The sequence below is a fragment of the Chitinophaga horti genome (assembly GCF_022867795.2).
Lineage (GTDB): Bacteria > Bacteroidota > Bacteroidia > Chitinophagales > Chitinophagaceae > Chitinophaga > Chitinophaga horti.
In genome coordinates, this window is the sequence record NZ_CP107006.1 from 3,011,555 (window position 1) to 3,036,915 (window position 25,361).

The 25,361-nt window shown below is 51.6% G+C and carries 16 protein-coding genes and 1 tRNA gene; 11 read left to right on the forward strand and 6 right to left on the reverse strand.

Annotation, left to right across the window (positions count from 1 at the left end):
- Positions 1-3: 3 nt before the first annotated feature.
- The 3 genes from MKQ68_RS12105 to MKQ68_RS12115 form a co-directional block, all read right to left on the reverse strand.
- Positions 4-3,309, reverse strand: coding sequence for a SusC/RagA family TonB-linked outer membrane protein (locus MKQ68_RS12105; protein ID WP_264283520.1), 3,306 nt, complete (start codon positions 3,307-3,309; stop codon positions 4-6).
- A 242-nt stretch (positions 3,310-3,551) separates the two neighbouring features.
- On the reverse strand, positions 3,552-4,712 hold the full coding sequence (locus tag MKQ68_RS12110; protein ID WP_264283521.1) for a FecR family protein: 1,161 nt from the start codon (positions 4,710-4,712) through the stop codon (positions 3,552-3,554).
- A gap of 75 nt (positions 4,713-4,787) precedes the next feature.
- Positions 4,788-5,378: an RNA polymerase sigma factor gene (locus tag MKQ68_RS12115; RefSeq protein WP_264283522.1), complete on the reverse strand. Its 591-nt coding sequence runs from the start codon at positions 5,376-5,378 to the stop codon at positions 4,788-4,790.
- A 127-nt stretch (positions 5,379-5,505) separates the two neighbouring features.
- Between MKQ68_RS12115 and MKQ68_RS12120 the strand changes: the two genes are divergently transcribed.
- The 3 genes from MKQ68_RS12120 (at position 5,506) to MKQ68_RS25825 (ending at position 8,536) form a co-directional block, all read left to right on the forward strand.
- Entirely contained in the window at positions 5,506-6,024 is a 519-nt protein-coding gene (locus MKQ68_RS12120) for a hypothetical protein (protein ID WP_264283523.1), read from the forward strand.
- 114 nt (positions 6,025-6,138) lie between these two features.
- Complete coding sequence (locus MKQ68_RS12125; protein WP_264283524.1) at positions 6,139-7,128, forward strand: ABC transporter permease; 990 nt, start codon at positions 6,139-6,141, stop codon at positions 7,126-7,128.
- On the forward strand, positions 7,073-8,536 hold the full coding sequence (locus MKQ68_RS25825) for an ABC transporter permease (RefSeq protein WP_349773820.1): 1,464 nt from the start codon (positions 7,073-7,075) through the stop codon (positions 8,534-8,536). Before MKQ68_RS12125 ends, MKQ68_RS25825 begins: the two co-directional genes overlap by 56 nt.
- Here MKQ68_RS25825 and MKQ68_RS12135 read toward each other — a convergent pair whose 3' ends face one another.
- Positions 8,537-9,370, reverse strand: a complete 834-nt coding sequence (locus MKQ68_RS12135; protein WP_244845461.1) for a hypothetical protein — start codon at positions 9,368-9,370, stop codon at positions 8,537-8,539.
- A gap of 56 nt (positions 9,371-9,426) precedes the next feature.
- Complete coding sequence (locus MKQ68_RS12140) at positions 9,427-10,305, reverse strand: nucleoside phosphorylase (RefSeq protein ID WP_264283525.1); 879 nt, start codon at positions 10,303-10,305, stop codon at positions 9,427-9,429.
- 76 nt (positions 10,306-10,381) lie between these two features.
- On the opposite strand from MKQ68_RS12140, the gene MKQ68_RS12145 reads away from it, so the two are divergent.
- The 8 genes from MKQ68_RS12145 to MKQ68_RS12180 all read left to right on the forward strand — a co-directional run bounded on the left by MKQ68_RS12145 (position 10,382) and on the right by MKQ68_RS12180 (position 23,673).
- Positions 10,382-10,455 (forward strand) — tRNA-Cys (locus tag MKQ68_RS12145).
- Positions 10,456-10,696: 241 nt separating this feature from the next.
- Positions 10,697-11,287 carry an RNA polymerase sigma factor gene (locus MKQ68_RS12150; protein WP_244845460.1) on the forward strand — a complete coding sequence of 197 codons (591 nt, stop codon included), beginning with the start codon at positions 10,697-10,699 and terminating at the stop codon, positions 11,285-11,287.
- Positions 11,288-11,371: 84 nt separating this feature from the next.
- Entirely contained in the window at positions 11,372-12,532 is a 1,161-nt protein-coding gene (locus MKQ68_RS12155) for a FecR family protein (RefSeq protein ID WP_264283526.1), read from the forward strand.
- A 211-nt stretch (positions 12,533-12,743) separates the two neighbouring features.
- Entirely contained in the window at positions 12,744-16,187 is a 3,444-nt protein-coding gene (locus MKQ68_RS12160) for a TonB-dependent receptor (protein ID WP_264283527.1), read from the forward strand.
- A gap of 16 nt (positions 16,188-16,203) precedes the next feature.
- Positions 16,204-17,880 (forward strand): RagB/SusD family nutrient uptake outer membrane protein, encoded by a 1,677-nt coding sequence (locus MKQ68_RS12165; protein WP_264283528.1) that lies wholly within the window; start codon positions 16,204-16,206, stop codon positions 17,878-17,880.
- Between the two features lie 36 nt (positions 17,881-17,916).
- On the forward strand, positions 17,917-20,781 hold the full coding sequence (locus MKQ68_RS12170) for a SusC/RagA family TonB-linked outer membrane protein (RefSeq protein ID WP_264283529.1): 2,865 nt from the start codon (positions 17,917-17,919) through the stop codon (positions 20,779-20,781).
- An 11-nt stretch (positions 20,782-20,792) separates the two neighbouring features.
- Positions 20,793-22,454 (forward strand): RagB/SusD family nutrient uptake outer membrane protein, encoded by a 1,662-nt coding sequence (locus MKQ68_RS12175; RefSeq protein ID WP_264283530.1) that lies wholly within the window; start codon positions 20,793-20,795, stop codon positions 22,452-22,454.
- A 13-nt stretch (positions 22,455-22,467) separates the two neighbouring features.
- Positions 22,468-23,673 (forward strand): glucuronyl esterase domain-containing protein, encoded by a 1,206-nt coding sequence (locus tag MKQ68_RS12180; RefSeq protein ID WP_264283531.1) that lies wholly within the window; start codon positions 22,468-22,470, stop codon positions 23,671-23,673.
- Positions 23,674-23,724: 51 nt separating this feature from the next.
- Here the strand turns inward: MKQ68_RS12180 and MKQ68_RS12185 are convergent, their stop codons facing one another.
- Positions 23,725-25,356 (reverse strand): NTP transferase domain-containing protein, encoded by a 1,632-nt coding sequence (locus tag MKQ68_RS12185; RefSeq protein ID WP_264283532.1) that lies wholly within the window; start codon positions 25,354-25,356, stop codon positions 23,725-23,727.
- Positions 25,357-25,361 lie beyond the last annotated feature (5 nt).

Consider the following 25,361-nt stretch of genomic DNA (forward strand, 5'->3'; position numbering starts at 1 on the left):
CTGTTAAAAGGTCACTTGTAAAGAACCGGAAATCGTTCTGGCATAAGGATAATCCAGGCCGCGTTCTGTTTTAACGGTGCTGATACGCGCCAGGTCATTCAGGTTCAGCAGGAAGCTTACCCGGCTGGCATGTATCTTTTCTAACCACCTGGCGGTACCGAAATCGTAGCCCAGGCTCACGGAAGAGAACAACAACTCGTTCATATCCTGCAGGAAGCGGGATGTAGGACGGGTATCGGTCCTGTCGGCAATGTCCTTGAATAGTGACTTGTCGCCCGGTTGCCTCCAGCGTTCTGTCAACGCCCTCACGTCTACGTTATAATTGAAATCCGCATTCTCCACGCGGCTTACCAGTGTAGTATTGTATTGCTGTCCGCCTGCTCTGAAGGCGAAGGCGAAGTTGGCGGTAATGCCCTTGTGCAGCACGTTCACTCCAAATGTGCCATTGTACAGCGGGTTGCTGTCGCCACCCACGATATAGTCGTCTGTAGACCATACATACGTAAGCGTGCCATCTCTCTTTACAAAGATTTCCTTACCATTCGCCGGATCGATGCCGCGGCTGGGCACTACCCAAATGGCAGACATTGATTGTCCGGGTACGAAACGGGTAGACGGCCTGCGGTTAGCCGCATTGCCAGTGCTCGTACCTCCTTTATCGTTATCCGCTTCCTGGTTCAGCTGTTCCAAGGAGTTGGATACTTTGCGGATGCGGTTCGTGTTGTGCGCTACGTTAGCAAACACATTCACCGAAGTGCGTGTATTGCTGTTATTGAACACACGCATGTTAACGCCCGCCTGGAAGCCCTTGTTGCGAGATTCGCCAATGTTCGACTTATACGTCTCGAAACCATTGGAAGGCGCGATCACCATGTCGCTCAGCAGGTTCTTGGTATCGCGGATATAGTAGTCGAAACGGATGCTCAGCAAATTGAACAAAAACAGGTCGGCGCCAATGTTATTGTCTTTTACCTGCTGCCATTGCAAGTAGGGGTTTGGCAGCGCGAGCAGGTCGAGGCCCATATCGCCGTTGTACGTACGGTCTACGATATATTGGTAAGTAGCGATCGACTGGTAGGAGTTGAAGTTCTGCGTACCGGTTGTACCCACACTCCCTCTCAGCTTAAACATGTTGACGAACTTCAGGTCCTGCATAAACTTCTCTTTGTGCAGGTTCCAGCCGGCACCTACCGACCAGAAGAGGCCCCAACGTTTATCGGCACCAAACTGAGAGCTGGCGTTGCCACGGTAGGAGAAGTCGGCCAGGTATTTCTCATCATAAGAATAGCTGACGGCAGAAGTGATGGCCACCGAGCGGCTGGTATTTTCCGTACCGGCGGCTTTCGTACCATCTTTATAACGGCGACCAAAAGAGATGTCGTCCATCTTATCATTCGGGAAACCCACCATCGTCATACCATTGGTAGATGTATTCGCCTGTGTGATCGTGTAAGCGCCGTTCAGGTATACGTTGTGTTTGCCGATGTTGAAGTAATAGTTCGCCAGCAGGTCGCCATTGATATTGTTCTGCTTTCCGTTCTGAATGCTGTATTCACCACGATCGAGATACGCATCGGTATTCGGCTGTATGGTTGCATACATCGAGTGGCTGGCAGGCGTGAACTTCTGCAGGTCGTTGTCCTGTTTAGTAATACCCACACGGGCGGTTACACGCAGGTTACGGGCAATGTCCCAGTCTGCATAGAAATTCTCGATGATCTGGAAATACGTCGTAAAGTCTTTCGAGTTCAGCGAGCCGTCGTACATCGGGTTACCGGCAGCGCCGTTGTTGTAACTTACGATGTAGTTGCCGTTCGCATCTTTCATACGCCAGTACGGGTTCATACGCGCCACATTGGTGAAGCTGCCGTACGGTGAGTTGTCTGACCGGTTTTTATCTACCGTCAGACTGTTCCTGAACTGGAAATTATTTTTACGGTAGATGAGGTTAATGCCGCCAGACACCGTATTTCTGTCCGAGCCTTGCATCACACCTACCACATTGTTATAGTTCATGTTGGCCGAGTAACGGAAACCATCGTTACCACCTTCGAGGTTGAGGCCGTGGCGCTGACCGATACCATTGCGCAGCGGCTGCGACAACCAGTAAGTATTCACCCCTTCCAGCGCTGCCTGCAGGTTCGTGCTGTACTCTCTCAGCAACTGCGCTTCCGTGGCTGGGTAAGGCGAGGAATATTTGCCGGACAGTACTTCTGCCTGTACTTTCTGCATGCTGTTGGTGAGCTTGTAACTTGTGAGGTCCGGCGCCATTACGTCCATACTGCCCGTGTAAGAGAGGCGCAGTTGTCCGGACGCGGGGGCCTTTGTTTCGATAACTACCACCCCGTTACCCGCTTTAGAACCCCAGATCGCTTTAGCAGAAGCATCTTTAAGGATCGTAATGCTTTGCACGAGGTTCATGTTCATATCGTTCACCTTTTCCAGTGTGGTTTCGAAACCATCGAGGATAAAGAGCGGCAGGTTAGGGTTGGTCGTATAGTCGCCCTTCAGGTCCGGGAAGCCCGTTTGGCCGCGCAGCTGTATGTCCGGCAACCTGTTCGGGTTGGAGCCTGCATCGAGGTTATCCATGATCTGGAAAGACGGGTCGAGAATGGCCAGTGCTTTCAGCACGTTCTGGTTAGTCACTGTGCGCAGTTCTTCTTTTGTAAAGGTGGATACGGCCCCTGTAAAGCTTTCGCGTTTACGGTTAAACATACCCGTGCTGATCACCACCTCGTTCATTTTGGTGGCTTCGGCCTCCATCACGATCGTGAGGTTATCGCTGTTCTTTACTTTTACCGCTTTCAGTTTGAAACCGATGCCTGTAATACTCAGCTCCACCGGCCCTTCTTTGGCCGCGCGGATCGAGAACATGCCCGAAGCGTTGGTCACCACACCGATTTTGGTGCCGATAATCATCACCGTCATGCCTGGCAGCGGTTCGCCTTTTTCGTTAGTTACCTTACCGGTAATTTCCAGCGGTGGCGCAGCCGGCTGTGGCTCGGGCGAAGTGTTTTCTTTTTTCTTAATGATCACCACCTTATCCACGATCGAATAAGTGAGTGATTTCTCTCTCAACAAAGCTTCCAATGCCGCAGCCAGTGGCTGAGCGTTGATGTTTACGTCTAACTTTCCGGCGGCTGCCAGGTCGTCATCCGTATAAAAGAAATTGAACCCCGTCTGTTTTTTCATTTCAGAAAACACATCTTTCAAAGGCATTCCTTTTCCCTTCAGACTCACGTTTTGCGCAGATATACTGGCAGTTACGTGCATGGCCGTAGTTAGTACAAGAATAAAGGATAATTTCATGATCCTCCAGATTTTGGCTGGCATGGCAGGCCCATGCTCTTTGTTTTTGCACAAAGCAGTGAAATACATAAATTTGTTCTGGTTGAAGAATTGTGAAAACAACGATAACGTTCATCATCCAAACAAACCGGGGTGTTCGCTGCACTTCCGGTTTATTTTTTTACAGATGAAACTAACCGGCATTAACTCGTAAACATTGCATAATAGGCCGTTTTAAAAGGTGAGTAATACAATTTGGTTGATTATTGATCTACAGTTATTTTATTTCCTTCTATCTTAAAATGTACGTTCCCTGTTAACTCCAGTATTTCAAACACCTGCGATACATTCACATTGCGTGGAATGGTACCGCTGAATTTCTTTTCCGGCACGCGTTTATAGTTCACTTCTACATCGTACCAGCGGGCGAGCTGCCGCATAATAGTGCGGATGTCAGCACCGTCGAAGTGGAAGTTGCCATTCTTCCAGGCCATTACCTGCTCCTGGTCTGCTTCGGCCAAATTCACGCGGCCTGTACTCCGCTGCAGGCTTGCCTGTTGGCCCGGGCGTAACACCACGGAAGCCACCTGCACTTTACCGCTGAGCAATGTGGTATGCACCGCGGCTTCATCGGCATAAGCATTCACGTTGAAGTTTGTACCTAACACCCTTATTTCCGGCCCGCCGGTTACCTGCACAAAAACCGGTTGCTGTGCCTGTTCGCGGATCTCGAAATACACCTCACCACTTACCTCTACCCTGCGTTCGTTGCTATTGAAGGCCACCGGGTAGCGGAGGGAGGAGGCAGCATTCAGCCAGGCCCTTGAGCCGTCCGGCAGCAATACACTGTACTGGCGGCCCTTGGGTGTAGTGATCGTATTATATTGAGCCGCTCCTCCTTCGGAGGTGGCAGCATCGTAAACAAGTTGCCCGTTCTGCACGCTCACCTGTGTACCGTTTTGAGCGGCCAGTTGTACGTTGCCCAAACTATCCAATACTACCTGCTGACCATTCGCCAGGGTGAGAATAGCTCCTTCTTTGCCCGGCAACGCGTCGTTGGCGGGCGCTTTCGTAACGATCGCCACCGTAGTGCGCGACGATGGTTGCAGGAAGAAGTAGCCTGCCGTGCCGACAGCCGCTATGATGGCCGCAGCTGCCCACCAACGGGCAGTATGCAGGCGACGCACTTTGCCGGTACGCTCCTGCGGCATGGCGGTAATGTCGCTGAACATCGCATCCGCAGCGGCCTGGCTTTGTAATATACCCGGTACATCCTCGCCAAAACGACCGTCCATCAACGCTTTTACGGCGTCCTCGTTGGCAGGATCAGTCAACAACCGCCACAGCTCCTGCCTTTCGGCAGCAGTCAGCTCATAGTTGTCCATATAAGCCGTATATAAATCTTCCAGTCGGTTACCGGTCATATCAATATTTTTTCGCAGGGTGGTTATAAGATAGACGCACGAAAAAGGAAGTCAAGTAGTGCGATTTGAGAAAAATCATGAAAAAATAACCCACACGCCCAACAGGAGCGCATATAAATTATTTCCTAATACGTCACGGAGATGGGCCAGTACCTTCTTCAGGTGATAGTTTACCGTGTATTCGGTGATGCCGAGCGCGGCGGCAATATCTTTATACTGCATGTTTTCCTCGCGGCTCATACGGAATATGGTGCGTTGCTGGTCGGTGAGCGACGCGAGTGCATTGTGTAACAGGCGGCGTACTTCGCCGTAATCGAGGTCCTGACTGGTGGTATCCAGTCCTTCTTCGGGCAGGGCCGAAGCGTAGCCATCCAGCAGATCGCGCTGCTGTTTTACTTTCCGGAAATAAGAGTAGGTAAGATTTCTCGTAACAGTGCGTAACCAGGGTTCGAAAGACTGGATGTCGGTGAGTTTGTCGCCCGCGATCCATATTTTGATGAATACTTCCTGGGTAATTTCGTCGGCGAGCGCCTCCGTACGTAAGTGGGTGTAAGCAAACCCAAAAACCAGCTGCCGGTATTGATCAAACAGATGCCGGAACGCCACACCATCACCTGCCGCAATCCTTCGCAGCAGTTCCCGTTCACTTGTCAATGCATCTTTCAAGAATAAATACCCGGTTGTTACGGCGATAAAAGTACATAAAACTTACCAGCTACCCACCATTGTTAATTTATCTCCCGTCTGTAACTTTTATAAACGACTGCCGTTCCAAAAGGTTAAAACCCACTAGATGAGACTCACACTCCCGTTATTGATCCTGGTATTGTTTGCCGGCCTGCCGGGCGGCTGTAGCAAAGAGGACATTGCCCATGAATCTGCCTATCAGCAAAGTTTTAAGGCCTGGCAAACATTTAAAAAGGCCAGCGATAACTCCTATCGTTTTATGGTGAAATCCGGATCATGGAACGGCTACGGATCTGAAACGACTTTCACCATTGAAAAAGGAGTGGTTACCGGCCGTCATCATAAGTCGACCATTATGGACGGAGGCACTGGCGCGGTCACTGTCCGCAATGAATGGACGGAAGATGCCAGCACCTTAAACACTCATGACGGCGCGTTGGAACCTATGACGCTTGACGATGTTTACCACCAGGCTAAGACAGACCTTTTGACCAAACGCAGCAAGACTACGCCATATTTTGAAGCCAAGAACGACGGCCTTATTTCCACTGTGGGATATACAATGGAGGAGTGTGTGGACGACTGCTTCGTCGGACTACGCATCGTTTCCATCACCAAACTTTAACAAGAGCATCCGTTTCCGGACGTCCATTATCCGGAAACGGACACCTCACCTTCCTTAATCTATTCATTTACAATACCTTTATGCCGTGGCACCTTTTTGGCAGCCCGGCATCACATGATTACCTATTACTTCAAAATTGCCGCGCGCAATCTTTGGAAAAACAAAAGCTTTTCCGCCATCACGATCTTTGGTCTCGCCATTGGTCTGGCCACCTGCATATTGATTACGCTGTTCGTTACCGATGAACTGTCGTACGACAAGTTTCACCGCAATTACGATCGCATTTATCGTATTAACGCAGATTTCCTCGTGAACGGCAATACCTTCCGCGAAAGGCACTCCCCTGCGCTGTTTGGTGAAGTATTACAGCACGATTATCCACAGATAGAAAAATATTGCCGCATTACACTGCAAGGCGGCGTACTCGTAACACGCGGTCAGGAAACGATCGCAGAGCAGCATGCCTGCTTTGGCGATTCATCGCTGTTCGATGTGTTTACTTTGCCCATGCTGGCGGGAGATGCGAAAACAGCGTTACGCGAACCGAGTGGACTGGTCATCTCCGAGAAAATAGCAAAGAAATACTTTAATAGTATCGACGTAGTGGGCAAGACCCTGCGGCTGGATAACCAGAGTGATTATATCGTTACCGGCGTTATCAAAGACGTGCCGGCACAATCGCACGTACATTTCGACTTTATAAGAGCCATGGCCGGCGTGCCCGAAAGCCGCCAGGACCAATGGATGGCAGACAACTTCACCACTTATGTACGAGTCCGCCCGGGAACGACGAAAGCCCAGCTGGACGGCTTCCTCGCCACTGCCACGGAACGTTATATGGACGAGCCGCTGCGTAAGATGGTCGGTTCTTCTATCGCTGATTTAAAGGCTAAAGGAGAACACTTCGGCTACAATGCCATTCGCATCGATCAGATACATTTTACATTCCGACCTGGCCAACGAAGCCGAGCCTTCGGGCAACATCCAGTATGTATACATCTTTACCGCGGCAGGCATTATTATCCTGCTCGTCGCCTGTGTGAATTTCATGAACCTTTCCACCGCACGTTCCGCCTCCCGCGCGAAAGAAGTCGGCATGCGTAAAGTGTTGGGGTCGCATCGCGGCGTGTTGATCGGGCAATTCCTGGCAGAGTCGCTGCTCACTACCTTTGGGGCGATGCTGCTGGCCGCCATGCTGGCCGTGGTATTGCTACCGTACCTGAATGAGCTGTCGGGCAAAAGTTTGCAGCTAACTGCGCGGCACATCCTCTGGCTGGCACCGGCCGTTGTGGTGACAGGCTTACTGGCAGGCAGTTATCCTGCGTTCTTCCTTTCTTCTTTTGAACCGATAAAAGTATTGAAAGGACGTTTAGCCGGTGGCTTCAGAAGCAGCTGGTTACGGAATGGACTGGTTACCTTCCAGTTTGCGACCGCCATCCTGTTAATGATCGGCACATTTGTGATTTACAGGCAGCTGGGATACATCCGCAATAAACAACTTGGCTACAACCGTGAACAGGTGCTCGTCATCAATAATACCCGTCCGCTGGGGGCGCAGGCTAAAGGTTTTAAGCAGGAAGTGATGCAGATGAGCGGCGTGCAAGGCGGTACGATGACGGCATCGCTGCCGGTCAGAACAGACAATAGCACTAATATTTTTTCTAAGGATGCGACCAATAGTCCGGGCCAGGTAGTGGGGATAGACGAGTGGTTCGTAGACGCAGATTACATCCCCGTGATGGGTATGAAGATCGCCAGTGGCCGTAACTTTTCGGCGGCGTTACCGACCGACGCGCAATCGATCATTATCAATGAAACAGCTGCCCGACTACTTAGCTTTACGGATATTACCGGCAAGAAATTATACACTGGCGGGCAGCCCCGGCCGATCATTGGCGTAGTGAAGGATTTTAACGCCGGCTCGCTGCATAACAAGATCGCTCCCATGGTGTTTTCCTACTGCGACTGCCTCGACAACATGGCCTTCCGTATTGATCCGCGGCAGGCACAGGCCACCATCGCCTCCATCGAAAAAGCATACGAGTCGAGGGAAGGAATGACGGGCCAACCCTTCTCCTATTACTTCCTGGACGAAGCGTTTAATAGCCTGTATCAATCAGAAATGCGTACCGCGCAGATCTTTATCGGCTTCGCGGTATTGGCGGTGCTGATCGCCTGCCTGGGTGTGTTCGGGCTGATTACCTATGCGGCGGAACAGCGCATGCGGGAAATCGGCATCCAAAAGGTGTTAGGCGCATCGGTGACGAGTATTGTAGCCATGTTGTCGGCCAACTTCCTGAAGCTGGCACTGTTTGCCGCGGTTATCGCCACGCCGCTCGCCTGGTACCTCGTAAACAAGTGGCTGAACAACTTCGCTTACCGTATGGAAATCGGCTGGGGCATATTTGCCTGGTCGGTCTTACTCATGGTATTGATCACATTGATAACGGTGAGCTTCCGCGCTGTACGCGCAGCACTCGCCAACCCGGTAAAGAGCCTGAAAGCAGAATAATTAATTCACCCAACGTTTATTGCCGAAAGCGTAAGAAAGAGAGATAGACGGACCATTGTATTTCCAGTCCACATCACCTAACAGGCCGTCACGCTGACCGTCCAGGTTCAGGTGCATCATAGAATAGCCGGCAGTGGCACTTAAACCGCTGAAGATGCCGAGTTTAACCTGTACGCCGCCAGTGAGAATACGGCCGTGCAGATCATTTACACTCAGCGACATGTAGGAAATATCTCCCGTTACCGCCAGGCGGCCTGTGATAGCATAACCCGCCCAGATGCCCGCATTAGGCAGCGGGGCCGTTACGTCAAAGTCGTCTTTCACATCCACACCTGCACCGGCACCTGTTACCGCAATGCCCATCTGCGACTTGATCACGTGCGCACCGACCATAATACCGGCTTCGTAACTCAAGCCTTGTAAGATGGCATAGCCATAAGATGCCCGGAAAATGTCTGTATCAAAGTAGGAATCCGTTAGGGCGTTCACGTTATACGTGTTGTCGCCGAACTGAATTGTTTTTTGTAACTGGTGAACGGACGAGCGGTGCAGTCGTGTGTAACTGAAGTCGATCCGTGAACGGTTAGAGGCCCGCCATTCGAAGCCCGCGAGGAAGGTGTTTACCTTGTCGTCAAAACCAAGATCGTTCTCGAGGTTAACGGCAGTGCCGAGGAACTCATTGTTGCTGACCTTCACATTAGTGTTGTTGTCAGCCATAAAATAACCGCCGGTAATCTTAAAACGTTCTACGAACCAGGGAGCAACGGGTGTAGCTTTTTGCGCAGTAGCGGCCAGGGAGGTAAACAGGCAGCCTATCAGTAACAGGTGTTTCATAAGGTGATGGTTTAATCGCTATGAACTTCCCGAACAAATAGGCTGCCAGAAATAATTTAAGGCAATACGGCGATCACTCTCAGGGCATGATCGATGAGTCTTTCCACCGCGGCTGCCCCGTCCTTACTAAACTCTTTTGCAATCCGGTTGGCCACGATCGCGCTGATGGACAGGCAATGATGCCCGAACACCCTGCCCATTCCGTAAATCCCCGAGGTCTCCATCTCGAAGTTCGTGATGCGGTGGTTATCGTAACCGAAAGTAGTAAGATCATCAATGAGCTGCGGGTTCGCCAATGCTCCACGCAGTACGCGGCCCTGCGGCGCGTAAAAGCCCGGACAAGTAACCGTGATGCCTTTAAAGAAACCGTTGGTAAACTCAGCCGCCAGCTTCTCCGACGCGCTCACCAGGTATGGGTTCGCGGAGCCTTCGACTAAGGCCACGTCGGTATTAAAGGCTTCCAGCAAATTACCTTCCTCCTGCGTATTCTCGTACACATAAAAAGGCAGCAGGTTGTCCAGCCCCAGGCCGTGTGTGGATACCACGAAGCTATCCACGGGAATATCGGCCTGCAGGCTGCCCGAGGTGCCGAGGCGAATAATATCCAGGCTCACCGGGTTTGCTTTAATCGTGCGGGTGGCAAGGTCGATGTTGGCCAGCGCGTCCAGTTCGTTAAATACGATATCGATATTATCGGTACCGATGCCAGTGGATACAACCGAGATACGTTTGTTCCCGATATAGCCAGTATGCGTCACAAACTCGCGGTGCTGCCGCAGCAGTTCCACCTTATCGAAGTGTTTACTCACCGTGCGCACCCGTTCCGGGTCGCCCACGGTAATAATTGTAGAGGCCAGTTCTTCCGGTAACAAGTCGAGGTGATAGAGGGCGCCCCGGCTATTGAGTATCAATTCTGATTCAGCGATCTGTTCCATATTTTTCGATTTATTTCCAATTAGATTTGGCAAATATCTAAAATTTGCTACTTTTGCAATCCCAACAAAAACAAATGGTTCGATGGCCGAGTGGCTAGGCAGAGCTCTGCAAAAGCTCGTACAGCGGTTCGAATCCGCTTCGAACCTCCAAAATGTTTTTGACAAAGCCGCTCTAGTAGCGGCTTTTGTTTTTCCATGACGTTTTCAGCCGTCCTCCACAACATACAGCTCGTATGTCAAACACTTTTTGGACAAATTTGTTTTGCCCTGTTTTAACAAAATACGTAAAAGATGGCGCATACGATTAATAAGGTATTCAAAAACATCCACCACAACCACCCTTTTAAATCTGAACAGTTTTTTTTAGCTTAGCACGACAACCAAAACTAACATGATCTCTCGGCGCCTTCCCCATGAAAAGACGTTGCTGGCTAAAATTGCCGGGGGTGACCGCGTTGCGTTCAAAGAAATCTACGACCACTACCACCCGATCATTTATAACTTCGCTTTTCGCTTATTGCAGTCACGCGCGACGGCACAGGAAGTATTGCAGGAAACGATGCTGAAGATCTGGCAGCAGGGCGAACGATTGCATCATATCGATAACCTCGATGCTTATCTGCACCGGATGGTGAGGCACCATGCGATCGATTTGCTGCGCAAAAGTGAACTATCTGTCCGGGTACAAGCCGACATTCGTTACATGCTGGACGAGCGGCATAACGAAACGGAAGAAGGCATCCTCCTGAAAGAAACCCGTAAAATACTGGAGGAAGGCATTCGTAAACTGCCCAGGCAACAACACCTGGTTTACCAGCTTTGCCAGCAGCAGGGCCTCAAGTACGAAGAGGCGGCGGCACAACTGAATATTTCCCACGGTACAGTGCAAACGCACATGAAACTGGCGCTTAAGTTTCTGCGCCGTTATATGGCGGAACATACAGACGTGGCGGTCCTGCTCATCATCTGCCGGCTGCTCTAAAAAATTTCAATTCCCATTACCTCGACTTCCCGAATGGTTCGTCTTATTCATTAGGCAGCCTATGTAAGCTGACTACCAGATCTAATGAACAAAGACAGACTTCGCTACCTTTTTCAACAATACCAGCGCCGTTCGCAGAGCTCTGTGGAGCGTGAAGAATGGCTTTCTGCCCTGTCGGACCACGGTTTGGAGACGATGCTGCATGAGGTGATGGGAGAAGAATGGGGTAAAGACGTTGCGCCGGAAGATGCGATCACTCCCGCAGCCGCCGCCGACACGTATGAACATATTGTACAACAACCGCAACCGGCCAAAGTGCGGAGGTTATGGCCACGGATAGCCGTAGCGGCCTCGATCCTTCTTTGCTGCACAGCTGGTGCCTATCTGTGGCGCGAGAACAGTAAGCCGATTTTAACCGGGCCTGCAGTTGCACAGGACGTAGCCCCAGGCACCAGCCGCGCCACACTCACCCTGGCAAACGGACAAAAAATTGTACTCTCCGACGACCTGGACGGCGAGATCGCCAAACAGGCCGGGGTGCAGATCAACAAGTCAAAAAATGGGGTGCTGGTTTACACGGTGGCCGAAAACAGCGACCAACCCGCTAATGCACTTAATACATTATCCACCGCCAAGGGCGAAACGTATAAGATCATCCTGCCCGACAAAACCGAGGTATGGCTCAATGCCGCATCTTCACTTACCTACCCCGCGCGCTTTACTGGTCCGGACAGACAGGTAACGCTTACCGGTGAAGGCTATTTCGCGGTGGCAAAGGACAAGCAACATCCCTTTAAAGTAAATACAGATCAGCAGCAGGTAACCGTGGTAGGCACCGAGTTCAACGTGAATGCCTACGCCAATGAACAGGCCACCCGCACGACCTTGCTGGAAGGTAGCGTGAAAGTTAATGCCGGCCCGTCGGATATCCTTATTAAACCCGGACAGCAATCGACGCTGCGCAATGGCAGCTTCCGCGTACAGGAAGTAGACCTGGACCAGGCCGTCGCCTGGAAGGACAACGAATTCGTATTCGACGGCGACGACATCCGGTACATTATGCGCATGGTTGAACGATGGTACAATGTGGAGGTGATCTACCAGGGCGCTATTTCCAGAGAGAAGTTTTACGGAGGCATATCCCGCTACGAAAACGTTTCAGAAGTATTGAAGTCACTCGAATCCACACAAAAAATCAAGTTCAGGATAGAAGGAAAGGTAATATATGTATCCACTAACCTGTAAACCAAAAGCATGAAGTAACACTTTAAACTCCACCGTTATGATGAAAAAAGTTCCATGTTAAGTAACCGCGACTGAGCTTAAAATGAAGCCAGGAGTGCGGACACACCCCTGGCGCTCGCCGGCTTTTCCACAGTATTATTACTTATACCACGTTAATCGCAGATCGCCTTTGCTTCGACACGGGGGCGGCTGCTAAAACCGAACAAAACAAATGTATAGAATTTCTACCAGGGAACTCGGCATACCCGTGCCGATACGTCCGCATTTTGCAAAATTCTTCCTGATGATGCGTCTTATTACTTTCATCATGCTAGCCACGCTCATGCAGGTCAGTGCCAGAAGCATTGCTCAAAAGGTGAGCCTGAATGCCAACAACGCCTCTCTAAAGGCGGTGCTGAAAGACATTGGAAAGCAGTGTGGCTACAACTTTGTGATTACCGAATCAAGCTTAAGGGAGTCCAGGCCCGTGAATATACAGGTAACCAACGTCGATCTGGCGGATGCATTAGACCGGATATTCAGCACACAGGTGTTAACCTATAGCATCAACAAAACCACTATCGTGGTGAAAGAGAAGGAATTCTCTTTACCCCTCGGCTTCCCCATTGTAACGCCGGCTGTGATCGATGAAGTACGCGGACGCGTAACCGACGACAACAGCACCCCACTTCCCGGCGTAAGCGTGAAGATAAAGGGCACCGCTATCGGCACGCAAACCAACGACCGCGGTGAGTTTTCCATCCATGCAGACCGTGGTGTAACGCTTGTGCTCTCCTACATCGGCTTCGAATCAAAGGAAGTCATCGTGGCCGGCAACAACTTAAATATCACGCTCGTTTCCAAACAAAGCGCCATCGATATGGTGGTCGTGAACGGTTATACCTCGCAGCGACGTTCGGACGTAACGGCGGCCATCAGCACCGTGTCTGGCAAAGACATCCTCCGGGCCCCCGTAACGAATGTGAACAACGCACTGGCAGGCCTCGTACCCGGACTGGTCGTGCAACAGACTTCGGGCCGGCCGGGTATTAACTCGGCAGCGCTGTACATCCGTGGACAGGTATCGTCCAATGCCACGGCGCTGATCATAGTTGATGGCGTGGAACGTACCACCTTTGGCGACATCGATCCGAATGAGATCGAGAGTATTAATATCCTGAAGGATGCGTCTTCTACCGCGTTATACGGCCTGAAAGGTGCAAACGGGGTATTCGTGATCACGACAAAAAAAGGCAAGGAAGGCCCGGCCCGGGTAACGTTTACTAATAATATTGCGATCGTAAGCCCAACCAGGCGGCCCGACATTCTCGGTGCCTATGAAAGCGCGATGCTGCTCACCGAAGGACAAATCAACGTCGGTGAGCCGCGTACGTTTACCGACGAAGATTTACAGATCTTTAAAGATGGAACGGGTGAAAAACTGTTGTACCCGGATGTAAACTGGTATGAAGAACTGGTAAAAGACCAATGGTCGCAGAACCAGCAAAACCTCACCATTTCGGGCGGTACGCAATCAATTAAATACTTTACTTCTTTTGGTCACCAGTTTGAAAATGGTCACTTTAAAGAGTTTAAAACGCCGCTGGATTACTCCACCACGCCCAGCTACCAACGTTACAACTTTAGGGCAAGGGTGAGTATGGATGTAACGAAAACGACCAACTTCGAGGTGAACCTGGCTGGCCGCAACGAGCATCGCTATTCCCCCGCCGGTTTCACGGAACATAACGACCCGGCTGGCGCAGTGAGCAACGGCATTGAGGGCGTTGTCGGACGGGCGCTGAAAATGCCATCCTGGGGCTCGCCGTTCTTTAAAGAATACATCAATTCCGACGACCCGGCCATTATCGGCCTGGACGGTACCTATAACCACATTGTGAACTACAACCTTACAGGTGTGAACTCCGTGAACCCGTACGCATTGCTTACCTATGGCGGCTATGCGTTCACCGATAACAATGTGGCAGAATCTGTTTTCACCCTGAACCAGAAGCTGGACTTCCTTACCAAAGGCTTGTCCGTAAAAGCGCAATTCGGGTACGACGCCACTCAGATGTCGGGCAAGCTGCAACGTGGCAGCATCGGGTATTATAACCTGGACAGATCCACCAAACAACTTTCATTGCTGGCTGGGTCGTACAACGACTTTTTCGGTGCACCGGCCTATACGAGAAGTGGTTTTACGAAGACCAACCTGCAGGTGTTTATCAACTACACCCGCACGTTCGATAAGCACAACGTAAGCGCTAACCTGATCGGTCAACGGGAACTGCAGGGCGCCACCTCCGCGGCGGCACCATTTGCTAACCAGGGCGTCATTTCACAGCTGACATACAACTACGCAAACCGCTACTTCATGACGGCCAGCGCCACCTACAACGGCTCTGAAAACTACGCCAGCGGCTATCGTTACGGCTTCTTCCCTTCTGCATCTTTAGGATACAACCTGGCCAACGAACACTTTATGAAGCGATACGACTGGATCAACATGCTGAAAGTGCGTGGCTCCGTTGGCCGGGTGGGTATTCCGAGCCCGGGTACGGGGCGCTTTTACTACCAGAACAGGTTTGGTGCCGGTTCGAACGTACCTTTCGGCAACCCGAACAGTAACTTCAGCGCGCCTACTTATATCCAGACGCAATACGGCAATCCGTTCGTAACATTTGAAGTATCGCTGAAAAAGAACCTTGGGCTGGATGTATCCCTGTTCCGTGACCGCCTGAACATCCAGGCCGACATCTTTGACGATACGCGCTCTAACATTCTCACTACCCGTTCGGGTACCAGCTTTGCGACATACGGCGCTACGGTTCCGAGCACGAACTATGCACGTAACTACAACCGTGGTTACGAGTTGTCTGTCACCTACCGTAGCGAAGTGAAAGACTTTGTGTACTCCGTGACGGGCAACCTGAGCTACGCACATAACGAGCGGCAGATTATGGACGAGGCGCCCGGACTTGCCGCAAACCTGAAAGCTACCGGCACATCGCTTGGTACTTACTTCGGCTATCATGTGCTGGGCTTTTATGCCGACCAGGGCGATATCGATAAAAGCCCGGTGAACAAGGTAACAGCTTATCCGTCCATCCCCGGTGACTTTAAGTACCAGGATATCAATGGTGACGGGATTATTAATAACCAGGACGTAATGCCGATTGGTCACCCAAACATCCCGGAATACAATGCCAGCATGAACTTCCAATTCGGTTACAAAGGCTTTCAACTGTCGCTGTTGTTCAATGGCGTAACGAATGTAAGCTCGAACGTGATCTTCCAGAGTAATTCGCTGGCGCAATATTATGCGCCCATGTTAGGCAGGTGGACGCCCGACAATCCCAATCCTACCTGGCCCGCTACACGCCCCGGTTTGAACGCGAACCCGAACGAAAGCCTGAACGATTTCATCTTACAGGACGCATCTTACATTAAACTGCGAAATGTGCAACTCACCTATTCTTTACCAAGAAGATGGATATCGAGACTGCGCCTGCAAAACCTCACATTAGTGGCCAGCGGTCAGAACCTGATTACCTGGACTAAATTCTACGGCCTTGATCCGGAGAATACCATGTCGGGTAATGCATATGCGCCCGCCACTACTACGATACCGACCACCAAGGTGATCAACTTCGGCCTGAACGTTTCCTTATAACCAAAGATTACCAGTCATGAAAAAGTGCATATATCTATTAGGTTTGGTTATCACGGTAACCGCCCTCTCCTGCCAGAAAGACTTCCTGCAACGTGATGTGGGCATACAGACTGACCTGGAGCAAGTGTTTAAAGATCCGCTGCAGGCCTCACGCTTCGGCGACTTCTCCTATACCTTTTCTATTAATGATTACGGAAGACTGAGCGGCTATAAAGGTATGACCTCCCAGTTCACCGACGAATCGATTTCCAACAACGCGCAAATTGAAGTAGCGACGATGAACTCGGGCCAACTGCTGGAAGGCGGTGCGTCGGACGTAACGGGCATTTATTCGCAAATGTACCGGGGCATCCGTAATGCGAACATCATGCTCAAGCTGATGGATACAACGCCATGGACGCCTGAATACAACCCGACCTACATCCGCGGTGAGCAATTGTACCTGCGGGCTTACTTCTACTTCGAACTGTTAAGACGTTTCGGAGGTGTGGTGATATTGACAGAAGCGCTGGATTTTACAGAAGCGGCCACCGATAAGGCGCGCAGCACTTATGAAGAAACGCTTGCCCTGATATTAAAAGACCTCGAAGAAGCCATCCCGCTGTTACCCTTAACCAACGCCGACTGGCCCAACCCGGCAGCGCAGGCCAACCGGGCTACCGGTGCCGCCGCCATGGCATTGAAGGCACGCGTATTACTGCTGGATGCCAGTCCGTTAAAGAACCCGTCTAACGACCTCGCGAAATGGGAGAAAGCAGCGGCAGCATCAAAGGATATTATCGACCTGGGCAAATACTCACTCGAAACCAATTACGCCAATGTACTCACCATGGCCAACTCTACGGAGTATATCCGTATATGGCCACGCGGCGGCAGAAGTTTCATCGGCACTTACCTGAGCGACTTCCTCATCCCCACCAGCATGGGCGGTGCGCAATCGAACCTGTCGCCGGTACAAAACCACGTGGACCTGTACGAGATGAAAAATGGTAAGCCCATTACCGATCCTACGTCCGGCTACGACCCGCAAAACCCTTACCTGAACCGCGATCCGCGGTTTTATGTAAACATCCTGTACAACAACGTGACCTGGCAAGGACGCGCGATACAAACGTGGCAAAGTGAACCGAATGCACAGGGCGTTGTGACCTATGGCACCGATCATGGTACGGCGCTGAACGTTACCAAAACAAGCTACTACCTGAAACGCCTGTGGCCCGAAGCCTCCCGCTCCGGCTCCACCGCCAGCGCTTTGCTCAACTATGTATTCTACCGTTATGCAGAAGTGCTCATTAATTATGCGGAAGCGACGAACGAAGCCAGTGGCCCTACTACAGAGGTATACAACGCCGTAAACGCCATCCGCAAAAGAGCAGGCATGCCTGATTTACCGGAAGGCCTTACCCAGGAAGAAATGCGCGCACGCATCCGTAACGAAAGAGCGATCGAGTTTGCGTTCGAAGATATGCGCTGGTGGGATATTCTCCGCTGGAAGCAGGGAGCAGCGATCGTTGCACAGCCAATGAACGCCATGAAAGTGATCAAGAATACCAACGGCACCTTCAGCTACAGCGTGATGGAGCTACCAACATACAGGAAGGTATTTAACGACAACATGTACCTCTACCCTATTCCACGGGCGGAGATGAACAAGACCTCGGGCGCTTTGAAGCAGAACCCGGGATGGGAGTAACATTCATGTTGTATTAATCAATTAACGAGCATCAAGATGACAAAATATATCACATTAACGGGCGCGCTGATTTGCCTGCTCAACCTTGCCGCATCCGCGCAGCTCGCGTCCACAGCCAAGGTGACAACCAACCGCAACAGCACCGTTAACAACGGCGATTCTCTTACGCAAACACCCAACACAAACACTACACCGCAAATAGATTTCGGCTCGCAGGAAGTTGCCATTCCTTTCGCCACCCGTACGCGGGCGGAACTGAACTACGCAATCAGCTCACTGAATGCAGATCAATTGCCCAAATTGCCACTGAGTAACTTATCTGGCTTGCTGGCGGGACGTTTGAGTGGTTATCTTTTTAACTGGACGGGCAACCTGCCCGGCGGCGGCAACCTGAGTTACCAGGTGCGCGGCAGATCATCCTATGCAAACGGTTCTGCGCCTATGCTGCTCGTAGACGGAGTGGTGCGCGATTTCGAGGATATGGACATTAACGAAATCGAAAGTGTATCTGTGCTGAAAGATGCGGGTGCCTTAAACTGGTACGGCTTCGGCGGCGGCAACGGTGCCGTGCTGGTAACGACCAGACACGGCACCGCTAATCAAAGGCTGATTGCGGTGGATGCGCAGGGCGGTTTCCAGGTGGCGTCAAACCTGATTAAGCCACTCAACTCGTACCAGTTTGCCACGCTGTATAACCAGGCACTTACCAATGTAGGACAGGCACCGGCTTACAATGATGCGGCACTGGAAGCATACAAAAACCACAGTGACCCCTATCTCTACCCGGATAACAACTACCTCGACCGCTTTCTGAAAAAGGGCGCTCCGACGCAGCGTTATTCTATATCTTTCAGCGGCGGCAGTGATCGTATCAGGTATTTTACGACGATCAGCTACTTTAACCAGCAAGGCTTGTTTAAGGAAACGAAAAACGATAATTACAATTCAAACTATGGTTACCAGCGTTACAACTTCCGTATCAACCTGGATTATGACGTAAGCAAAACGCTTTCCATCACCCTGCTATCAGGTTTGAGAAGCGAAATAAGAAATGATGTAGGCGATGGTGCTTCCGCAGTGCTTAACAACCTGTATAACCTGCCACCAAATGCGTTCCCGCTGCTGAACGATGATGGCACTTATGGTGGCACTTCGCAGTTCCAGAACAATCCGCTCGGTCAGTTGCAGGCCACCGGGTATTCCCGTACAACAACGAATGTGCTGCTCGCGAGCATCATGGCGAAGCAAAAGCTCGACTTCCTTACGAAGGGCTTATCTGCCAATATTTTTTTCTCTTACGACGGATATGGCAACTATGGTGATGGGCTCTCCCAAAACTATTCGGTGACCAATAAAACGGTAACGCCGGCTCAAACCTACCGCACACCGGCCGCGATTGCCTATCGCAGCGCCGCATTCCAGACGAATACCAAAAACAATGAGTTGTGGATGGGGTTTGACTACGATCGCACCTTTTCGGCCAACCATAAAGTGAGCGCCTCTGTACGCGCCCAGCAATACATCAGTGCGGCCGTAGATCGCCTCGACTACCGCGAACGTATGCTCGTAGGCCGTGCCGACTATGCTTACAAAGGCCGCTATATGGCAGGCTTCACCGGCAGTTACGCCGGCTCGGAAAACTATGCACCCGGTCGCCGCTTCGGCTTCTTCCCCGCCATATCCGCAGGATGGCTCGCTTCCAACGAACGTTTCATGAGCAATGCGAAATCCGTCGGCTACCTGAAGTTCCGTGCATCGGCAGGCCGCTCGGGCAATGTAGGCCCCACTTACGATGCGAATGGCAACGTGGTGCGACTGCCCTACCGGACTTTATTCACCAGGGGAGCAGGGCCGTTACTCGGTTCGTCGTTCTCCACCTCTACCACGGCTTATCTCGTAAACCCGGCCGGCAATCCATTAACTACCTGGGAAACGATAGAGCGGCTGAACGTTGGTGCAGACGTTACCCTGCTGAATAACGCATTATCGGTGTCTGTCGATTACTTCAACGAAACGCGGCACGATATTATGGGTCCGCCCAATCTGCCAGGCATCCTGGGTATGTCTATCGCGCAGGTGAACTCGGGTAAGGTTAGCAGCAAGGGTGCTGACTTCTCCGGCAACTATACCAGGCAGTGGGGAGACTTACAGCTGGCATTGAACGGCAACTTTACCTATGCGAAAAACACCGTACTGGAGCGCACGATCACCAACGGGTTGGATAACCAGTCGCAGGAAGGTCGTTACGTAAACAGCGGGCATTATTACATTGCAGAAGGCCTTTTCCAGAGCCAGGAGGAAATAGACGCCAGTCCGAAACAAAGTTTGTCGGGCGTAATAAGGCCCGGCGACATAAAATACCGCGATGTCAACAAAGACAATGTGATCGATGCGAAAGACGACGTAGCGACTGACTATACGGACATTCCGAAGATCTATTACGGCTTCGGCATTAACCTCCGGTATAAACAATTTGACCTCAGCAGCCAGTTCCAGGGTGTAGAGGGCCGTACCATTAACCTGAACAGCATTCTGCGCGGCGGCCCGAACGGCCTGAACCAGCTGATGCTCGACGCCTGGACGCCCGAAACCGCTGCCACTGCAAAGTATTCACGCCTCGGTTTAACAGATAACGGGAACAATACCGCCAACTCCACGTTCTGGCTACGCTCCGGCGACTTCCTGAAAATGCGCACTGCCGAAATCGGCTATTCCACCCCCGAAAAGCTGAACCAGAAATACCGTTTCAAAGGTGCAAGGATCTTCATCGGTGGCTACAATCTGCTGACGTTCTCGAAACTGAACGAGCTGGACATCGACCCTGAGACGCCGGGGGCAGGCAGGGGCACGAGCTTCCCGTATGTTAAAACCTATTCGATCGGTATCAATGTTAAAATTTAACCTGGACGAACATGAACAAGAGCTTTTTCAGAATATATAGTGCGGCGCTGTTGATGATCACCATCTGCAGCGGGTGCGGCAAAGACTTTTTTGCACCGGAATACACAGAAGGGCCAATCTCCGAAGACGCTATCTGGACCACCGACCGCCGTGTGCGTGAATACCTCAATAACGGGTATACGTATATGCTGTCACGTTACAACATCGACAATGGCGGCGCATTGCTGGCAAGTGGCAGCGACGAAGCCGTTAACTCGAACCTGAACAGCAATGTCAACTACTTTAACAACGGCACCTGGAGCAGCTTACGCACCTTTGACGAGCAGTACACCAACCTGTACACAGGGTTGTGGGTGGTAAATACCTTCCTGCAAAAATCGCCTACCGCCGTCGTGTACCCCGCCACTGATATTGCAGGCTTAAGAGGCGAAGCGTTCTTTATAAGGGCCATGCTACACTTCGAATTATTTAAACGGTATGGCGCCATCGTGATTGCCGATAAACCTTTCACTACACAGGATGACCTTAACCTGCCGCGCAATACGGTGGACGAGGTGATCCAATTCATCGTGACGGATTGCGACTCTGCTATTAACCAGATCGTACCTGCCTGGACCCGTGAATGGGATGCGGCGAACTACGGGCGGGCGACCAAAGCGGCCGGCATGGCGCTGAAAGCGAAGGCGCTGCTCTATTATGCAAGTCCGCTCCACAACACCGGCAACGATTTAAACCGCTGGCAGGCGGCAGCCGATGCCGCAAAAGCACTGATCGACCAGAACAAACACGGTTTGCTGAGTAAGACGGAATTCCCGGGACTGTGGGACTATACTGCTTCCGCCACCACCTACAATAAAGAAGTGATCTTCGCGACCTCCGCCAGCAACATCAACACGATCGAATCGAATAACGCGCCGGTAGGGTTTACGGGTGGTTTGGGCCGGACCAATCCCACACAGGATCTGGTGGATGCTTTTGAAATGGCAAATGGGTTACCGATCGGTGCGCCGGGCTCGGGTTATAATCCGCAGAGCCCGTACGCGGGGCGCGATCCGCGGTTGAACCAGTTCATCATTTACAATGGCGCGACGTTTAAGACAGGGAGTCTGTCCCGCCCGGTAGAAACCTTTGATGGCGGACTCGATAACGTGCAGACCAACGTAAACAGCACTAAATCCGGCTACTATATGCGGAAATTCCTGAGCAGTAACGCGACCTATAATGTGACCAGTATTACCAACGTGCGCAGGCCGTGGGTACTATTCCGATATGCGGATATACTTCTCGCGTATGCAGAAGCGTTAAACGAAGCAGTGGGGCCGACGACCGACGTGCACACCGCCGTGAATGCTGTGCGTAACAGGGTGAGCATGCCATCTCTGCCGGCTGGACTTACGAAAGAAGAAATGCGCGAGCGGATCAAAAACGAACGCCGGGTAGAACTGTGTTTTGAAGACCAGCGCTTCTTCGACGTACGCCGGTGGAAAGAGGGAGAAACCTATTTTGATGCGGCAGTACATGGCATGAAGATTACGAAGACCGGCACTGCGCTTACGTATACTCCCTTTGTGATCGAAACGCGTGTATTCGGACCGAAAAACTACTTCTATCCTTTCCAGCAAAGTGAGATCAATAAAGCAAAAAAACTGCAACAGAACCCGGGTTATGAATAAAAGCGCTAGTCAAATGAAGCATTACATCCTTTTAGGAACACTACTTTTCAGCTGCGGGATCAGCAGTACGTCCGCACAGAAAACGGATAAATTCATGGGCGAGATCGTCAATTACGACGAAACGACCGTGCCCGCCTATGTATTACCGGAAGTGCTGAAAACAGCAAAAACCACATTCGCCTGGGAAAAGAAACGCAGGCCGGAAATACTGCAACTCTTCGCAGAACATGTGTACGGCCATACGCCAAAGCGTTTCGACAGCATCCGGTACAACATTACCAACGACAAGCCGAACGCGATGAATGGCCGCGCGCACCTGAAAGAAATTGCGATCACCGTCTGGAATAAAGGAAAATCTGTCACCATCCCGGTGGTGCTGTTCACGCCAAACGGCCGACAACAGCCGGCCCCTGCGTTCCTGCTCATCAACAACCGTCCGAAACGCAATACCGACCCCACCCGCGAGGTCAAAAGTACCTTCTGGCCGGCGGAAATGCTGATTGACAGTGGTTATGCGATTGCAGCGTTCAATGTGAACGATGCGGCACCCGATAAGCCCGGCACCTATCAGCATGGGGTACTCGATCAGCTGTTTCCTGAAGAACTGCAGAAGCCAAATGGCATGAAGGCGATCGGTGCATGGGCCTGGGCAGCCAGCCGGGTGATGGATTATTTTAAAACAGATAAGGATATCGACTTCAAAAGGGTGGCCATCGTAGGCCACTCCCGCGGTGGCAAAACGGCACTTTGGGCAGGTGCGCAGGACGAACGTTTCGCGATGATCGTGAGCAGTTGTTCCGGCAGTTCCGGCGCATCGCTGGCCAGGCGTAAGTATGGTGAGACGGTCAGCCTGATTAACAAACAGTTTGGATACTGGTTTAACGATAATTACAAAAAGTACAGTAACAATGTGGAGCAACTGCCGGTGGACCAGCATATGTTGTTTGCGCTGCTGGCACCCCGACCCGTATATTCCACCAACGCTGTAGAAGACCGATGGGCCGACCCACGTGGCTCTTACCTGTCGCTGGTAAATGCCCTGCCGGCCTACCAGCTGTACGACAAACGAGTGACCTTACCAGCGGAACCGCCGGCCGTCAATAGCCCTGTTATCCGATCAAAGCTGGGCTATCATTTCCGGGAAGGGAAACACGATCTGAATGTATATGATTGGGAAAAAGTAATCATGTTTGCGAATTACCATTACAGTAAGAAATAACGAAGACCCCGTGCTGCCGGGGGCTTCGCCCCCCGCTCACGGTGTTTGGTCTTACACCAAACGCTTGTAAGCCTCCTCCGTATCCACATCTATTGCCCCTTCCGGGAACGGCACCACTACTACTCCATCGCCCAAAGTAGCAATCAAATGTTTCGCCCCCGTATCTCCCTTTAAAGCCAGCAACTGCGGGAACAAACTGCGATGAAACAATGCAGGCACCCCTTTACGCCCCGCATAAAAGCTGGCGGCCACCGGGCTGGATGATGCCTGTTGCGCAGCAATTAACGCCTGCAAATGCGCCGTATTCACATAAGGTTGATCACATACCATAACCATTACATATTGTAACGTCGGATGCGCATCCAGCAGATAACGCACACCCGTACGAATAGAACTGGCCATGCCCTCGGCGGCATCGGCGTTATGTACAATGGCAACGGGCAAATCAGACAACTGTGCATCGTCATCACTAGTGACGACTACAGTGTGAGCGCCGGTACCCAGTGCGCTGCGAACGGCGTTCCGCAACAGGGTATCGCCTTCGTACACCAGTTGCTGCTTCGGCTGCCCGAGACGGCTCGATTTGCCAGCCGCTAAGAGCACAATGCCATAGTCCTGCATCGGCGGTACGATCTGCGTTTGACGGGTGTGTATATGTCCGTTAATATCCCGCAGCGATCCGCCTTTACGTTGCGCGAATACGGCTTTTATTTCCCCGATGACCGATAAGGCAATTTCCTCGGGCGTTTCTGCGCCGATATCAAGGCCTGTGGGGCCGTAAAGGCGAGTGGTGTCGATTGATAATTCTTCTACAAGCCGCACTTTCTTTTTATGTGGGCCAAGCAAACCGATATAACGGGCTGCCGTATCTATTGCCGCAGCCAGTATTGCTTTATCGTATTCATAGTTGTGCGACGTCAATACGATCGCGGTTTGTGCATCGATCTGTAGTTGACCAAGCGCCTCTTCGGGTTTCGAGATCAACAACTGGCATCCGGGAAAACGTTGCGTATTCGCATATGCCGGCCGCCCGTCCACCAACGTCACCGGCCAGCCAAGGATGGCGGCCATCTGCACGAGCGGCATCACGTCATTACCGGCACCGGCGATGACCAGGTGAGGCAAAGGGGCGATGTATTCGATGAAGGCAGTAAGATCGTTTGAATATTGTACAAAGGCGGATGTACCGCTCGCCATCGTGCGGGCGATATCTGCTTCCAAATCTGCGGGGGCAGACGTGCCGTTATCGCGATATACCAGGCGTGTACCCTGGTCAACACGTTTCTTATCTTTCAGCGAGAAATAAGTAACAAGAATAGCCGGCTCACGGCCCGTTACAGCTTGCTGCAAAAGCTGTAATACTTTTGCGGACATGGGCTCCAGCAGGATGCGAATGATGCCGTTACAACCAAGACTTACACCGATAACGGCGTCTTCTTCGTCGGAGGTGTCATAGGTAACGAGGAGCGGTTTATCTTCCGACATCACGAGTAAAGCTTTACGTAACACATCGCCTTCCAGGCAGCCACCACTCACAGCACCGGTAAGGGTACCATCTTCCAGTATCAGCATACGCGCGCCGGGAGCCCGGTAGGCCGAGCCTTCGATATGTACCACCGTCGCCAGCACCGCGCGTTTGCGGGCGGCTTCGTATGCCTGTATAATCTGCCTGATCTCTTTCATTCCGT

Excerpts from the sequence above, each read along its gene's own strand:
- MKQ68_RS12125 (WP_264283524.1), top strand. The coding sequence starts at position 6,139 with ATGATTACCTATTACTTCAAAATTGCCGCGCGCAATCTTTGGAAAAAC.
- MKQ68_RS12165 (WP_264283528.1), top strand. The coding sequence starts at position 16,204 with ATGAAAAAGTGCATATATCTATTAGGTTTGGTTATCACGGTAACCGCC.
- MKQ68_RS12185 (WP_264283532.1), bottom strand. The coding sequence starts at position 25,356 with ATGAAAGAGATCAGGCAGATTATACAGGCATACGAAGCCGCCCGCAAA.
- MKQ68_RS12180 (WP_264283531.1), top strand. The coding sequence starts at position 22,468 with ATGAAGCATTACATCCTTTTAGGAACACTACTTTTCAGCTGCGGGATC.
- MKQ68_RS12140 (WP_264283525.1), bottom strand. The coding sequence starts at position 10,305 with ATGGAACAGATCGCTGAATCAGAATTGATACTCAATAGCCGGGGCGCC.
- MKQ68_RS12110 (WP_264283521.1), bottom strand. The coding sequence starts at position 4,712 with ATGACCGGTAACCGACTGGAAGATTTATATACGGCTTATATGGACAAC.
- MKQ68_RS12160 (WP_264283527.1), top strand. The coding sequence starts at position 12,744 with ATGTATAGAATTTCTACCAGGGAACTCGGCATACCCGTGCCGATACGT.
- MKQ68_RS12170 (WP_264283529.1), top strand. The coding sequence starts at position 17,917 with ATGACAAAATATATCACATTAACGGGCGCGCTGATTTGCCTGCTCAAC.
- MKQ68_RS12175 (WP_264283530.1), top strand. The coding sequence starts at position 20,793 with ATGAACAAGAGCTTTTTCAGAATATATAGTGCGGCGCTGTTGATGATC.
- MKQ68_RS12120 (WP_264283523.1), top strand. The coding sequence starts at position 5,506 with ATGAGACTCACACTCCCGTTATTGATCCTGGTATTGTTTGCCGGCCTG.
- MKQ68_RS12155 (WP_264283526.1), top strand. The coding sequence starts at position 11,372 with ATGAACAAAGACAGACTTCGCTACCTTTTTCAACAATACCAGCGCCGT.
- MKQ68_RS12135 (WP_244845461.1), bottom strand. The coding sequence starts at position 9,370 with ATGAAACACCTGTTACTGATAGGCTGCCTGTTTACCTCCCTGGCCGCT.
- MKQ68_RS25825 (WP_349773820.1), top strand. The coding sequence starts at position 7,073 with ATGAACCTTTCCACCGCACGTTCCGCCTCCCGCGCGAAAGAAGTCGGC.
- MKQ68_RS12105 (WP_264283520.1), bottom strand. The coding sequence starts at position 3,309 with ATGAAATTATCCTTTATTCTTGTACTAACTACGGCCATGCACGTAACT.
- MKQ68_RS12150 (WP_244845460.1), top strand. The coding sequence starts at position 10,697 with ATGATCTCTCGGCGCCTTCCCCATGAAAAGACGTTGCTGGCTAAAATT.